Raw genomic sequence first — 16,223 nt, 5'->3', positions numbered from 1 at the left:
ATTTAGAGAAAGAGAACTTCCTAGATATGGGAGAGGACGAGGAAGCGTATCCCTTTGGGATAGAAACAGACGAGAAGACTTACAGATATCAATGTTTGGAGTGTAGATTTGAAGAAGATGTACCTAGGTTTATTATTGATGAATTTATTGAAGATGACTTTTTTGCTTCTGGTTGTGATATTGAGAATTTTGAAGTAAAAATGCCTATACTTATATGTCCAAAATGTAATGGTGAATTAGTTTCAAAAAATACAGATGAGTAGCTCTGCTACTCATCTGAGAGTATCACGAAGTGATATTTTGTTCCAAACTATTTTATCTAAAAGTATTTAAATGTATGATATAATCAATACTAGCTAAATTTATACAGGAGTTGAAAAAATTGAAACTATTTGATGTAATGCCAGATAAATTTTTTAGTATATTATCTTCTACTAAAAAAAACATATATTCAGATTGTATTTTTATAATATATAAAATATTGAAAAATAATACTTCATTTGGAATAGAAAGAGAAATAATAGTAGATGCTCTTAGTGATTACTTTGAAAATATTGAAGAAAAAAATGTGTTTATAGAAGAAGAAAGTAATCTAAAAAATTCTAGGGATAACTCTAACTTTATAATAAGAAAACTCAAAGAATGTGGATGGATAGACATAGAAATCACATCTAATTATAAAGAAATAATAAATCTTCAAGATTATGCAATCGCTATTATACAAACACTAGATTCTATAATGAACAATGAAAAGCTTGAATATCAAGGATATGTATATACAATATATTCAATATTATATGGGAATGAGAATATAAATAAAAGTATAATGTTAGAACAAGTTTATGAAAATACAGACAAGCTTATAAGTGGATTAAAGAGTTTAAATTCTAATATAAAAAAATATATAGAAAAAATAGTAGATAAAAAAAGTGCACAGGAAATTATAAAGCTTTTTTTTGATGATTATATTCATAACATTATAGATAAAGGTTATCATAGATTAAAAACCTCTGACAATGTAAGTAAATTTAGACCAAAAATTATAGAAAAACTAGAAGAAATAAAAAAAGATAAAGAAACAATTAAGACTATATGTGAAGAATTAATTAAAATGGAAAAGGAAGATAACTTTGAAAGTGCATATGAAAAAACGATAAATTCACTTAATGATACAATAAATTTAATAAGTGATATAGATTATATAATTAATGAAATAGATAGAAAAAATACTCAATACATAAGATCATCAGTTGCAAGAATAAAACTACTACTAAATAGCTCAAAGGACTTAGGTGGAAAAATAAATACTATATTAAAATATATAGCTGATGCAGTAATTGAAAATAGTATAGATATAAAAGAATATAATTTTGAAGAACTAAAGAATATATTTTCAGTATTTACTCAGAATTTTATAGATGAAAAATCATTATATATATCAACTGAAGGTAAAAAGACATTTAAACCTGAAAAAATAAACAAATCTAATAAGCTGTCTAAAGAAGAAAGAGAAAATAAAATAAAATATATTAAAGAAAAAAGCAAAAATAGACTAAGTAGAAAGAATATAGATGAATATGTACTAAACATTCTAAAGGATAAAAAAGTAACAAATGCATCTATGCTTCCAATTGAAAACAGTAAAGATTTTGTAAAAATTATTTATATACTACTTTATTCTAAAAGCAAATTTGTAAATTATACAGTGAAAAAGCTTAATAAAAGTGTAACAATAAATAATTTTATATTTAACGATTTTGAAATATGGAGGAAATAAAGTGAAGGAAAAGTATGAAACTTTAAATACTAAAGAAAAAGAAAATTTTTCAAGGATATGTAATAAATTATTATCCTTATGTTTTTTAACAAAGAAAAAGGAAGATAACAAAAAAGATTATTATTTTGTGCAAACCCATAAGGAAATATTTAGTCAGTATCTTAATATAATTGGGTGGGAGCTTGAAATAGATGAAACTTATGGAGTTATACATTTAGTTAATAATTATAATTATAATAGATATAACTTTAAATTATATGAAAGCATAATACTTTTAATTTTAAGACTTTTGTACCATGAAAAGTTAAAAGAATTATCTCTTGCAGATAACGTAGTAATACGAATAGATGATATACACGAAAAATTTAATGCATTAAAAATTAAAGATAAACCCATTGAAAAAACTACATTACAAAGTGCATTAAGATTATTTAAAAAATATAATATTATTGAACCTATAGACAGAGGTTATTTAGATTCAGGAAGCAGAATAATAATATATCCAAGTATATTGTTAGCAATAAAGGTTGAGGATATTAGCAAAATATATGAAAAACTAGACAGTTACAAAAAAGGTGGTGGTACAGATGAAGAAGCTTATGAAGATGAAATTGATTAATTGGCATTATATAGAAAATGAAACACTAGATATTAAGGGAAGCTGCTTAATAACTGGAGAAAATGGAGCTGGAAAGTCTACAATACTAGATGCACTTCAGTATGTATTAACTGCTGGTAAACAAAGATTTAATAGTGCAGCAAATGAAAAAGGAAAAAGAGATTTAATTGGATATGTAAGGTGTAAAACAGGAAAAGACTCTAATCAATATGAAAGAAGTGGAGATATTACATCACATGTTGCATTAGAATTTTATGAAGAAAGTAAAAAAAGATACTTTATAATTGGGTGTGTTATAGATTCGGCAAGTAACTTAAGCACACCAAAGACTTTATTTTATCGTATAGAAAATCAAAAGATAATTGACAACTTATTTTTTGATAATGATTTCCCGAGAAATATAAATAATTTTAAAATAAATATAAAAAACTATATTCATAAAATACATAATACAAATATTGAAGCAAGAAAAGACTATCGTAATAGATTAGGAGCTTTTAATGATAGATTTTTTGATTTATTACCAAAAGCACTTGCTTTTAGACCAATAAACAATGTAAAAGACTTTGTATATTCATATTTACTAGATAAAAAAGAAGTAAATATTGAAAACTTAAAAGAAAACGTTAGAAGCTTATTAGAATTTGAAAATGTATTAAAGGAAATAAAGAAAAAGTTAAATAAACTTGAAAATATAGATAGTATATATAATCAGCTAAATAAAATTGAAGAAACAATAAAAATTCAAGATTATATAATAATTAAAGCTAAAAAAGAAGGATTAGAGCTTGATTTAATTAATAATGAAAAAAATAAAAAAGATAAAGAAGATTTAAATAATAATTATAAAATAAAACTTGATGAATTAAAATTAAACTTAAACAAAAGAAAATCATATAAAGATGAACTTCATACATCACTGCTTAGTAATGATACATATCGAATGATTAATAATATTAAAAAAGAAATAGAGTTTATAAAACAAGAATTAAATGTGAAAAAAAGAAAAGAAATAGAATTTGATAAAGTATTAAAGGAAGAATTTAAAACAGCTAAAAATTTATATAAAAAAATAAATAAGTTTAAAGGATTAGAAGCGTTTTATAAGTATAAGGATATAACGATAAACGAAGAAAATATTAATAATTTTATAAATGTAATTAATGAATATGAATTAAACAGCAAAATTATACATAATGAAAAATTAAATGAAAGGGCAGAGTTTAATCAAAAACTTAAAGAATATAAAAGTAAATTAGAAGATATACAAAAAGATATAAAAATATTAAATAATAAAAAATTAGTATATGATGAAAATATTATAAACTTAAAAAATGCAATAAGAGAAGAAATAAAAAGAGAACTTCAAAAGGATGTAGAGCCAAGACCCGTATGTGAATTATTACAAGTTAAGGATGAAAGATGGCAAAATGCAGTAGAAGGATATTTAAATACTCAAAGGTTTAATTTAATAGTAGATTCAGAGTATTTTGATATATCTTTAAGAATATATGAAAATGTAAAAAATAAGCTTAAAATACATGGAGTAGGACTTATAAATACTCAAAAACTTGAAAATTATGAAAAATGTAGTGAAGAAAGTCTAGCTCATATGGTTACTTCTAAAAATAAGTATGCTAAAAATTATATAAATATGATTTTAGGAAAAGTAACAATGTGTGAGAATGTAGATGAGCTAAAAAAATATAATATATCAATTACTCCAACATGTATGGTATATCAAAACTACACAGCAAGACAAATCAACCCAAAAGTTTACAATAAACCTTATATAGGAATAGATGCGTATAAAAAGCAGTTAGAGCTAAAAGAAGAAGAAAAAAGAGAATGTATATTAAAGATAAATGAAATAGAAACTGAAATTAAAAAACTAGATGAAACTATATCTTTATTTCAAAAAATGAGATTATCCTATATTAAAGAAAATAGTTATATAAAATTAGAAGTAGTTAATAAGCAAAAAGAGCTTAATAATTTAAATGAAGAATTAAAAAGTATAGATACTAGTACAATAATTCAGATACAGTTTAAGCTTAAAGAAGTAGAAAAAGAAATAAATACTATGGAAGAGCAAAAAGAAAATTATATTGAAAAAGCTAAAGAATCAGAAATAGAAATAAAGCATATTGAAAAAGAAATAGATAATCTAAAATATAAAATAAATGAAGAAGAAAATTATTTAAAAGAGTATGAACAAAATAACATAGAAATTATAAATAAAGCACAACAAAGATATTTGGAAATTATAAAAGACAAAAATCCTCACTTAGTATATGAAAACTATAATAAAAGTAAAGTTGGTTTTATTACACAAAAAAATAATAAATTAGATGAGCTTAAAAAAGCACAAGGAGAATATAACAATCTATTTCACTTTGGTGGAGCTGAAGGAATAGAAGGAATGGATGAATTTTATAGTGAATATAAAAGATTAAAAGACAGTCAAATTATAGAATATGAAGAAAAATTAAAAACTGCAAAGAAAAACACAGAAATAGAATTTAAAGACCACTTTATATCAAAGCTTCAAGAAAACATAAGACTTGCACAAAAGGAATTTAGAAAAATAAATGAAGCACTAAAGGGGATAAAATTTGGTCGTGATGAATATAAATTCAAATGCTTCCCATCAAAGGGTAATGAAAAATTTTATAATATGATAATGGACGATATGAATATTGGTGGAGAATTTACTTTATTTAGCAACTCATTTGAACAAACTCATAAAGAGGCAATGGAGGAGCTCTTTGATATGATAGTAATAGATAATGAGCAGGCTAATGCTGCTTTAGAAAAATATACAGATTATAGAACTTATATGGATTATGATATAAAAATATACCATGAAGATAATACTACATCTTCTTTTTCTAAAGTTTGTAGAGAAAAAAGTGGAGGAGAAACACAAACTCCTTATTATGTAGCTATTGCAGCTTCATTTGTACAAATGTATTCAAGTGATGATTATAGAGACTCTATAGGAATTATATTATTTGATGAAGCATTTGATAAAATGGATGAAAATAGAATAGAGAGTATGATGACTTTTTTAAACAAATTAAACCTTCAAATAATACTTGCTGCACCTCCTCAAAAAATAGAATTGATTTCACCTTATGTGAAAACAACTCTTTTAGTAACTAAAGAAGATAAATTCTCTTGGGTGGAGGCTTTTTCCTATGAAGAATTACAGTAAGTTAATTTTAAATAAATTAATAGATAAATACGAAAAAAGCTCTTTATATAAAGGAGATAATAAAGTTAATGTCAATATTTATTTTAAATTTAACAAAAAAGAACTTCCAAACTACTATAATGAATTAGAATTTGAATATAAAGAAAATATAAATGAAGAATGTATCAATTTAGAAAATAAAGATTATATAAAAATACATTGGAAAAAATATCAGGAAAATAATATTATAGAAAAAGTTAAGCTAAATATAGAAAAATTAGATGAAATATATAATTATTTAAATAGAGTAAAAAAAAGTTCTCTAGAAGAAGAAACAATAAATTTATTAAATAATTATCTTTATACTAATACATGGATAGATGAATTTTTAAAGGACATGATAAAACTTTTGAAAGAAAAAAGAAGTGTAAAAAAATATTTAGATATAGAAAATCAAAATCTAATTAAAGATTTAATTAGAGGTGTTATTGGTGTAGTAAATCAAAAAACTGAGATTCCTAAAAGAGTGTTAAGTATAAAATTATTTAATGATTCAAAGAAACTGGAGAAAATAGAAAATAAAATTAAAAGAATTATGATTGACTATGGAAATTTTAATCCTGATATAGATGTGTTTTCAGAATCAAATGTAATAAAAAATCCTACATATATCTATTTAAAGGGAAAAGGAATTTTAAAAATAAATAATGAAACAATTGATTTAGAAAAATTAAATGGAGAAATAGGACTAAGTTCATCTTTAATAGAAAAATTAGAAATAAAGTCTTTAAATGTAAAAAAAGTGATTACAATAGAAAACTTAACAGCTTTTCATTTTTACAACGTAAATAATGAGCTTATAATATACTTAGGAGGATACCATAATTTCGTTAGAAGAAATTTATTAAAAAAGATATATGATTTTAATAATAAACTTACATTCTATCATTGGTCAGATATAGATTTAGGTGGATTTAGAATAATAAATCATTTAAGAGAAAAAGCAGGTATTTTATTTAAACCATATTTAATGGATAAAAAAACTTTGATTAAATATAGGGAGAAAGCCATGGCTATTGATGATGATAAATATACAAAAGAACTTGAAAAATTATTAAGCAGTGATGAATATAAAGAATTTCATGAAGTTATAGACTATATGATAAAAAATAAAATTAGGTTAGAACAAGAAGGAATACTTAATTTTTATTAAGATATATTTTTTAAGTTACTAGCAATTTATTTTTCTAGTAACTTTTTTAGTATTATTAATTGACTAGAAACAAAATTAGAAATATAATTTTAGAGTAGAGTTAAAGGAGGTAAATTATGGAAAAAGCTATATTTGAACAAATAAATGGGTCATATGCAATGGTTTTGGTATCTAATTGTGGTGTTATATCAGTTGATTCTTTATGTGATTTTTCTATTAAATTAAAAGAGTTACAAGTTCCTGTGGTCAAGCTTTCTACTAGACAAACTTTAGTTGTAGTTGGAAGTGAAGAACAGTTAAAAAAGGTTGAAATTATGGCACCTGAGTATAATTTTAAAGTTGGGAATTTTGGATCTCAAGTAAGAAATGTAAAAGGATGTAGTGCAGGTGAGGGACTTTGTAAAAGACAGCTTGATACTGCGCTTAATTTAGGAATAGAAATAGAAAATGAATATTTTGGTATTCAAACTCCCCATGACTTTAAAATAGCTGTAGCTGGATGTTCAAGAGGATGTACAGATCCTTTATGTGCAGATTTTGGAGTTATAGCTAAAGGAAAAGATAAATATGATGTATATATAGGGGGAAGAGGTTCTACTGTTAAACCTATACATGCAACTAAAATATATAATAATATATCGAGAGAAAATGTTAAAAATGCATTAAAATATGTACTTGATGTATACATAGAAGAAGGGAAAAAGAAAGAGAGAATTTTTAGAACTATTAATAGAATCGGTATTGATAAATTTATTGATGAAAATATAAAAGAGAATAAAAAAGAATACATAGATGAGGAATTTTTAGCGTTTATATAGTATTTCAGGTTGGAAAATCAAATTAGAATAGGGGGAAAATATGAGTAATATTTTAGAGACTTTAGATATATTAAATAATATTTGTGAAGATTGTACATATTATAAAACTGAAGAATGCAATAATAAAAAATGTTTAATTGGATATGCTAAAAGACTATTAGAGTTTTCTAAATCAAAAGGAGTTATGCAAATAGAAGGTGCAAGTAAATTAATACCAAATAATGATCTTAAATATTATGATGAAGACTTAGTTTGTTCAGGAATAGCAAACACTTGTAAACATTGTAAGAATTGTCAAGAAAATCATAATGAAGATTGTATTATAGCTGTACTTAGAAAATGCCTTGAGAATACAGTTATAACTAAAAATATACCATATAAAGGCTCTGTATTTATGTATTTAATGGATCTTAATAAAGAAAATAAAGATATTGCACAGATTGTTAATATGAAATTAAAAAAATAGGTATATTCTAATTGTTTCTTTAATTTAGTTTTTATATGAAAGTCTATATTTATTGAGACTACGTTATTAATACTTAAAAAACTAAAGATAAGAAGAAAAAAATAAAAAAACCTTTGTCATAAAAATGGCAAAGGTTTTAATAATTATATGACACGCTATTTAATTTGCATCACAAAAACAATTTGTTGAGTTCTAATAAAAGCTGAGGCATCTTCAAGATTTTTTATTGTATGAATATATTTAAGTTAAATTATAAAGCATAGAGAGATTATTCTCTGAATTGTGTTATTGATTTAATTAATTATAAAAAGGTTAAAACTGGCATAAATATTGCTTATTTTAAAGAAGGGTAAAGTTATCAAGAGATTTAAAAAATATCATAAGAATCTGAATAAAAGTATTTTTTTTGTAAAAAATATTATAAGGAGGTGTGATTATGCAAATACAACTTAGTCAAAAAGAAAGAATGTACTTAGAAGATGGAAAAATTCAAGAAGGAATCTGCGTTCAAAAATATCAAAAATATGCTCAACAAGCTCAGGATCCACAATTAAAACAGCTTTTTAATAAAATTGCTACAGAGGAACAGCATCACCTTGATACTATTAATCAGTTACTTCAGGGACAGCAGCCAAATTTAGCTCATCCTCAACAGCAGCAACAAAATCAAACTCCTTCTCAAGGAACTATGAATAATGAGAATGATAAAAATCTTTGTATAGATTTATTATCTACAGAAAAACATGTTTCAAGTAATTATGATATAGCTGTTTTTGAATCTGCTAATCCAGTAGTTAGACAAGCTTTTCAACATATTCAACAAGATGAACAAAGACATGGAGAAGAACTCTTTAATTATATGAATAGCCATGGAATGTATAATGTAAAATAAATTTTTAATATTTAAGGATAAGTCAAATAGAAATATTGAACTTATCCTTAAATAAATTTTATAAAAAGTTGATTTTATGGATATACATATTATTTTCTTTTAGGGAGAAAAATTAGGTATATTAGAATTGTTTATCATAACTTTTAAGGTTCACTAAAACTAGATAAATTTATTTTTTTAGATGTTAATTCCTAGTAGAAATAAAAACAAACAAAAAAACATAAAAAAAATAAATTTAGAAATAATAAATACAAAATAAAAAAAGAAAGGAAAGAAAAAAATGTTAGAAAAATTATCGGAAAATCAACTTGTTAAAATGACAAAAGGAGAAGATGGTACAGTAGAATATGGCTTAGTAATGGGAAAAAATAATGAAAAAGAAGAATATGAAGTATTATCAATAGGTTTTATAAATAAAAATGGAGAATTTTTATGTTATCCAACAGAAGTAGAAAATATAAAAGAAAATTTAAAAATTAATGATAGAATTTTTGAAGAAGTAAAAGAAAGAAAAATAAGAAGAAAAATAAATAAGTGGTTAGAAGAAAATTATGATAAATTTAAAAACTAACAAAAAAATAAGCCATAGCTGGTAAGCTATGGTTTATTTTTAAATAAAAAATGATATAATAGAAAAAAAGATTGAGGGGGATAAAATTGAGAATATATTCTACTAATGTAATTTCAGAGTTAGATTCTCTAAGAATAAAAGATAGTGAAAGAGCTTTTTATAGACATTTTAAGAAAAAATTAAAAGGAATAGGAATAACTAAAGTAGTTCCAGTGGAAGGTATAAACATTGATTTGATGTATATTGAGAATAATAATATACTTTTTATAAAGTTTATGGATACAAATGAAGATATATATTCTATTTTAGAAGAAGAATTATTAGAGGTAATGGAAGAAGAATATATTAATTTAGTAAGTGAAATAAAACTATTTAATTTAGATGTTAAATATAATATGGTGTATGTAATGCCGTATGTTGATATTGATGATAATGAAGATTTTGGTGATTTTATACAAAATCATATAATTGATAAAAATAGTTATAAAAAAATACTACAAGATTCAAGTATGATTAATAAATATTTAAAAGGTGAAAATGAAGATGTAATATTAAATTTATTTAGGTTTTATGTATGTCCAGAATATCATGTTATAAAAAAGGAAGAAAGTGATAGACTAATAAATAAAGACTTTAAAAGAATATCATTTTTTAAAGATGATTATAAGTATACTGCATTATTTTTGAGTTCATTTCAGCTTAAAAAGCTAAATTCAATAAAATATGGAAATACTTTATTTTTAGCTCCCGCTGGAAGCGGTAAAACTACTCTTTTAATATCAAGAGCTATTAAACTTGCAAGACTTTATCCAAAAGATAGATTTCTATTTATAACTTTTAATAAACAGCTTATGAATGATATAAAAAATCAAATACATATATTAGGGAAAAATCCTAAAAATTTAGAAATATATAATTTTCATGGGTTTGTTTTTAAACTAGCAAAACAATTCAATTTGGTAGTAGACTATAACAAGTTAAAAGAAAACTTTTCTAAATATTTTGAGAATGTATTCTTACAGGTTAAGAATGTTTTAAAAGATAAAAAAATATATAAAGGTATATTTTTAGATGAATGTGAAAATTTTAATCAAGAAGAAATAGAGTTTATACAAGGAATGCTATACAAATCTAAAAATATATTTAATATATCAGCAGATAAAGGAAAAGATATAAAAAGTAATCTAAAGTCATTTATAGGATCATGGGAAAATATAGACTTTAATGATATTGTTGAGTTTAACTATAACTATAGACAAACCAAAAAAATAACTTCATTTATAAATAGTTTTACTCAAAATATATTAGAATATATGGACAAATTAAATATAGATTTTCCTAAAAATTATTATTTAAAAACACAGTCACTTAGAAAAGAAGGGGAACAAGTAGAAATAATAACTGTAGAGGATATTGAGGAAAAAATAAAAGCTATAATTTGGGAAATAGAATATCTTGTTAATCAAAAAGGCTTTAAATATTCTGATATAGCCATCATATATCCCTATAATAAAAGAAAGTTAAAAAATGGAAATATGATTTATTTTCAATATATACTTAGAAAAGCATTAGAGGAAAGTAATATTCCATATATATATTCTAATGATGAATTGACTAATTTAAGCAATAAAATGGGAGTTACAATATCAAATATATATGCTATTAATAATCTTGAATATAAGGCAGTAATATTTTGTCAAATTGAGATGTTGTATAGCCATGGCCTTAATGAAAAAAATACTAATTATGAAATTAGAAGCTTTATAAAAAATTTAAACATTATATATACAGCTTTAACACGTTCTATAGATCACTTAACTATTATAACTACATTTAGCGAGAAAAATAGTGATGTAATAAAAATGTTAAAAGATTCATTATAGTTACAAAAAAATGTAGGAGAAATTTCTCCTACATTTTTAAATCATATAAAAGTATCCTAATATCAATAGTCCAAGTATAATTCTATAGTAGCCAAATAGTTTGAAATCTTTTTTCTTTATGTAATTCATAAAAAATGATATCACAGCAAGAGCTACTAAAAATGAACCTACAACTCCTACAGTTAAAAGTATCCATTGCGAAGAAGTTATAAATAATCCTTTTTTAATCATTTTTAGTAAAGAATAAGCAGTTGCTCCAGCCATTGTAGGTATAGCAAGGAAAAAAGAAAATTCAGCAGCAATTTGCCTAGAAGAACCAAGTAGCATTGCACCTATTATAGTAGAAGCTGATCGTGACGTTCCAGGTATCATAGCAAGGCACTGAATTGTACCTATTATAAAAGCTGTTTTATAACTTAAATCATGAAAGCTGTTTATTCTAGGTCTTTTACTTTTTCTTTCTAAAACTAATATTGCAATACCACCTAATAAAAGCATTATTGCTACAGTTGTTGGATTAAAAAATTTTTCTTCTATAATATCTCCAAATAAAAATCCTAAAATAGCAGCAGGAATAAACCCAACAATAACTTTAAGCCAAAGGTTAATAGTTTCTTGTCTTTGTTTTAAACTTTTAGTATTACTAAAAGGATAAAGCTTGTTAAAATAAAGAACTATTACAGACAAAATAGCTCCAAATTGAATTATTACATTAAATGAATTTGCAAAAGAACCTTCAAAATCAATCCAATTATTAACTAATATTAAATGACCAGTACTGCTTATTGGTAAAAACTCAGTTACACCTTCTACTATAGAGAGTATTATAGCTTTTAAAATATCACTCATAAAAAACCTCCTTACAATAATATACAATTTAGAAAACAACATATAAAGTATATCAGTATTAATATACAATATCAACTAAATTATAACTTTAACTTTATCTCCAATTATTATTTTATCTTCATATCTAACAATACAATAGTGCCCTCTTTTAAAATTTCTCTACATCTATCTCCTAAAAATTAGTATATAATTTATTATAAAAAAACTAAATAATAATAAAAAAATAAAGGGTTTTGACACAAAAATATACAATTTTATATTTATAAATTTTGGAAAAAATATTGAATAAATAATAAAATATAATAATAGAAATAAAGGAGTGATCCTATGGTTTTTTTATCAGATTATGAAAATCAAGTTTTTAAAGAATTTTCAAGAAAGCTTAAACCATATACGAGAGATGATTATTTAAGTAAAATAATTTTATTCAAGTCTATTTTAGAAAATGACAATAAAGATTTATTTAAAGCAACTAAAGAAGACAGTAAAAAATTTATAGATTTTGTAACAAAAAAATACGCTAAATCAACCTGTGAAAAAATATACAGTTATCTTCATAGCTTTTACAATTTTCTAATAAAAGAAAATTATATAGAGATTAATCCCTTTAGTCATGTAAAAAAACCATCTGTATCAAGAATAAAAACAAAAGATGATGTTTTGAGCTTTGATGAAGTAAACAAGTTAATTTCAATACTTCCTCAACTGAATATAAGAGATAGAGCTATTATTGTTTTTTTAGTAACTACAGGGTGTTTATTAAGTGAAGTAGTTAATTTAAAATGGCAGAATCTTATAATAGATGAAAAAGATGATTTTTTTTGTAAAATAGGCCAAGGTAAAAGAGAAAGAATAATAAAACTTCATCCATATTCCTGGGAGCTTATAATGAAATATAGAGATTATTTAGGACTTCCTGAAGTAGTTAAGCCTACTAATGAATTTGTCTTCAAAAGTCGTACAAGTGATAGTATAACAGATAGAAATGTAAGAGTAATAGTTAAAAAGGCTTTGAATCTTGCTGGACTTGATAATTACTCAGCAAAAGACTTTAGACATTCCTTTGCTACCTTTTGTTTAAGACTAGGTGCAGTTGATGAGGATGTTAAGAATTATTTAGGATGGAGTGATAAATACTATGCTATAAGATATAAATATGTCATTAATTTTGTAGATAGTCAAGTTGTTGATTACATTACTGATACTGATAAGTTAAAAATAAATAAAAATATTAAAAGTAGTAGTAAAGAATAAATAATGAAGAGGTGATATAGTGAAATATAATATAATAGATAGTCATTGTGATACTATAACAAGAATTGAAGATGAAAATTTAGATTTTTATAATAATGATATATCACATATAACTATAAAAAAAATGGTAAAATCAAATATTAAGATACAATTCATGGCGGTATATATTGATTATAATATACCTTTTCCAAATTGCTATTTTAAGGCAATTAAGCATATAAATAAGCTTTACGAATATGAAAAAATATACGATAATTTAAAAATAATAAAAAACAAAGATGATTTAAATTATGTTATGAATAATGATAATTTAATTGGAATAATAATAACTATTGAAGGTGGACATATAATAGATGATAATATAGAAATTTTAAAATCTCTAAATATTTTAGGGGTAAAATCTTTAACTTTAACATGGAATTATAAAAATAAGCTAGCTTATGGAGCTATGGAGGATATTGATTTAGGAGTTAGTGATTTTGGGAAGAAAGTAGTAAATACCATGAATGATTTGAATATGATAGTAGATGTTTCTCATGTTTCTAAAAAAACATTTTATGATGTAATAGATATTGCAAAAAATCCTATAATAGCATCACATTCTTTAAGTAGATATGTAAATAATCATAAAAGAAATCTAACAGATAATCAAATTAAAAAAATTTCTGAATTAAATGGAGTTATCGGAATAAATTTTTATAAAGAATTTATAGGAAAAAATAAAGATATATATTCTTTAGTTGATCATATAGATAGAATAATTTATATAGGAGGAGATAATTGTATAGGATTAGGGTCAGATTTTGATGGATGTGATGTTATAAATGATATAAAGGATTGTACATATACATATTTAATAGCAGATGAACTTTTAAGAAGAAACTACAGTGAAGAAACTATAAAAAAGATATTTTTTGAAAATTATTTGAATTTGTTAAGTAAATTTTTTTAGAAAGCATATTCTTTGAAATTCTGATATAATAATTAATGGTTAATTAGTACATAATAAATGGGGGTAACGAAAATGAAACTTTCAACAAAACACAGTAGTATTTCGCCTTCTTTAACTTTGGCTATAAGTGCTAAAGCAAAAAAAATGAAAGAAGAAGGTATAAATGTTATAAGCTTTAGTGTTGGAGAACCAGATTTTAATACTCCAGAGAACATTAGAAATAAAGCTATTGATGTAATTAAAAATATTAGTATAGGATATACTGCAGCTTCTGGTATGCCTGATTTAAAAAAATCTATATGTAACAAATTAAAATTAGACAATAATTTAGAATACAAAGAAGAAGAGATAATTGTATCTAATGGAGCAAAGCATTCATTATATAATATTTTTCAAGCAATATGCAATCCTGAGGATGAAATAATAATACCTGTTCCTTATTGGGTTAGTTATCCAGAACTTGTTAAAATGGCAGGAGCAGTTCCTGTGTTAGTTAATTGTAAAGAAGAAAATGATTTTAAATACAATGTAGATGAATTAGAAAAATACATAACTGATAAGACTAAGGCTATAATTTTAAACAGCCCTTCAAATCCTACAGGTTCTGTGTATACACTAGAAGAACTTGAAAAAATTTCTAAAATAGCGATAAAACATGATATAATTGTTATTTCTGATGAAATTTATGAAAAACTTATATATGATGGTGAAAAACATATAAGTATAGCTTCGATTAATGAAAAAATAAAAGACTTAACTATAGTTGTAAATGGATTATCTAAATGTTCTGCTATGACAGGATGGAGAATAGGATACACAGCATCTAATAAAGAAATAGCTAATATAATGGCAAACATTCAAAGTCATGCAACTTCAAATCCTAATACTGTAGCTCAATATGCTGCCATTGAAGCTTTAGATGGAGACCAATCATCAATTGAATATATGAAAAATGAATTTGATAAAAGAAGAAAAGAAATGGTAAAAAAAATTAATGAAATAAATGGATTGTCTTGCAATATGCCTAAAGGTGCATTTTATGTAATGGTAAATATATCAAAAATTATTGGGAAAGAATTTAATGGATATAAGATTAATGGATCTATAGATTTTGCAAATTACCTTTTAGATAATGCTAATGTGGCTGTTGTTCCTGGAATTGCTTTTGGAAGTGACAATTATATTAGAATGTCTTATGCAAATTCTTTAGAAAATATAATAGAAGGATTAAATCGTATAGAAGAAGTTTTGAACTAATTTAATTAAAAAATCTTAATATTATTTTATTTATTAAGTTAAAATAATATTAAGATTTTTTTATAACGAATAGGAAATTATATTCCTATTTAAATTGTGGATAAATATAAATTCCGTTATGAATTTCAAAAAAGTCTACATTGTAAAATCTTTAGAATAAAGACTTTTTTATATTAAGTAGGAAATTATAAAATTTCAAAATCTGTGGAAAACTTGCTAAAATATATGTATAAGTATTGAAAAAAGAGAGATGAAGAGATGACTAAAGTAACATTAAAAAAAATATTGCAAGATAATTGGCAAAACTTTTTAAAGAAAAAAATTAAAAGAATTCCGAAGGTAATAAGGGCAGATGTTATAGAAACAGTTGAAAAAGCAATGGACTGTGGGAGGCTAGAAAAGGGATATACAGAGTATATGTGTTTAGAATGCATGGAAAGTAAGAGAGTAGGCTTTACATGTAAAAGTAAATTTTG

Annotated in this window: 15 protein-coding genes; 14 read left to right on the top strand and 1 reads right to left on the bottom strand. The window is 23.6% G+C overall.

Features of this window, described 5'->3' with window-relative positions; all coding sequences use genetic code 11:
• From BUA77_RS10030 to BUA77_RS09985, 10 genes are all read left to right on the top strand, one after another.
• Positions 1-263: hypothetical protein (locus BUA77_RS10030; protein ID WP_207646850.1), on the top strand; the 263-nt coding region annotated here is incomplete at its 5' end.
• Positions 264-382: 119 nt separating this feature from the next.
• Entirely contained in the window at positions 383-1,777 is a 1,395-nt protein-coding gene (locus BUA77_RS10025; protein ID WP_084605699.1) for a Wadjet anti-phage system protein JetA family protein, read from the top strand.
• 1 nt (position 1,778) lies between these two features.
• Positions 1,779-2,396, top strand: coding sequence for a DUF4194 domain-containing protein (locus BUA77_RS10020; RefSeq protein ID WP_072889764.1), 618 nt, complete (start codon positions 1,779-1,781; stop codon positions 2,394-2,396).
• Complete coding sequence (locus tag BUA77_RS10015; RefSeq protein ID WP_072889762.1) at positions 2,365-5,613, top strand: ATP-binding protein; 3,249 nt, start codon at positions 2,365-2,367, stop codon at positions 5,611-5,613. The genes BUA77_RS10020 and BUA77_RS10015 overlap by 32 nt, the downstream gene beginning before the upstream one ends.
• A complete protein-coding gene (locus tag BUA77_RS10010; protein WP_072889760.1) occupies positions 5,597-6,805 on the top strand; it encodes a Wadjet anti-phage system protein JetD domain-containing protein in 1,209 nt (402 codons plus the stop codon). Before BUA77_RS10015 ends, BUA77_RS10010 begins: the two co-directional genes overlap by 17 nt.
• 116 nt (positions 6,806-6,921) lie before the next feature.
• Positions 6,922-7,623 carry a nitrite/sulfite reductase domain-containing protein gene (locus tag BUA77_RS10005; RefSeq protein WP_072889758.1) on the top strand — a complete coding sequence of 234 codons (702 nt, stop codon included), beginning with the start codon at positions 6,922-6,924 and terminating at the stop codon, positions 7,621-7,623.
• 40 nt (positions 7,624-7,663) lie between these two features.
• On the top strand, positions 7,664-8,089 hold the full coding sequence (locus BUA77_RS10000) for a hypothetical protein (protein WP_072889756.1): 426 nt from the start codon (positions 7,664-7,666) through the stop codon (positions 8,087-8,089).
• A 436-nt stretch (positions 8,090-8,525) separates the two neighbouring features.
• Positions 8,526-8,981, top strand: coding sequence for a spore coat protein (locus BUA77_RS09995; protein ID WP_072889754.1), 456 nt, complete (start codon positions 8,526-8,528; stop codon positions 8,979-8,981).
• 280 nt (positions 8,982-9,261) lie between these two features.
• The gene (locus tag BUA77_RS09990; protein ID WP_072889752.1) at positions 9,262-9,552 is read left to right on the top strand and encodes a hypothetical protein; all 291 of its coding nucleotides are present in this window, start codon (positions 9,262-9,264) and stop codon (positions 9,550-9,552) included.
• 86 nt (positions 9,553-9,638) lie between these two features.
• Positions 9,639-11,435, top strand: a complete 1,797-nt coding sequence (locus BUA77_RS09985; protein ID WP_072889750.1) for a UvrD-helicase domain-containing protein — start codon at positions 9,639-9,641, stop codon at positions 11,433-11,435.
• A 36-nt stretch (positions 11,436-11,471) separates the two neighbouring features.
• Here the strand turns inward: BUA77_RS09985 and BUA77_RS09980 are convergent, their stop codons facing one another.
• Positions 11,472-12,284, bottom strand: coding sequence for an undecaprenyl-diphosphate phosphatase (locus tag BUA77_RS09980; RefSeq protein WP_072889748.1), 813 nt, complete (start codon positions 12,282-12,284; stop codon positions 11,472-11,474).
• A gap of 327 nt (positions 12,285-12,611) precedes the next feature.
• Between BUA77_RS09980 and BUA77_RS09975 the strand changes: the two genes are divergently transcribed.
• The 4 genes from BUA77_RS09975 to BUA77_RS09960 all read left to right on the top strand — a co-directional run.
• Complete coding sequence (locus tag BUA77_RS09975; RefSeq protein ID WP_072889746.1) at positions 12,612-13,538, top strand: tyrosine-type recombinase/integrase; 927 nt, start codon at positions 12,612-12,614, stop codon at positions 13,536-13,538.
• Between the two features lie 19 nt (positions 13,539-13,557).
• Complete coding sequence (locus tag BUA77_RS09970; protein ID WP_072889744.1) at positions 13,558-14,490, top strand: dipeptidase; 933 nt, start codon at positions 13,558-13,560, stop codon at positions 14,488-14,490.
• 72 nt (positions 14,491-14,562) lie between these two features.
• A complete protein-coding gene (locus BUA77_RS09965; protein ID WP_072889742.1) occupies positions 14,563-15,747 on the top strand; it encodes a pyridoxal phosphate-dependent aminotransferase in 1,185 nt (394 codons plus the stop codon).
• 258 nt (positions 15,748-16,005) lie between these two features.
• Positions 16,006-16,223 (top strand): transposase zinc-binding domain-containing protein (locus BUA77_RS09960; RefSeq protein WP_200773953.1); only part of this gene is annotated, 218 nt, incomplete at its 3' end.

Origin of the sequence: Tepidibacter formicigenes DSM 15518, from assembly GCF_900142235.1 — a bacterium.
In the GTDB taxonomy this organism is placed as follows: Bacteria; Bacillota; Clostridia; order Peptostreptococcales; family Peptostreptococcaceae; genus Tepidibacter; species Tepidibacter formicigenes.
This window is presented reverse-complemented; position numbering and strand designations above follow the sequence as displayed.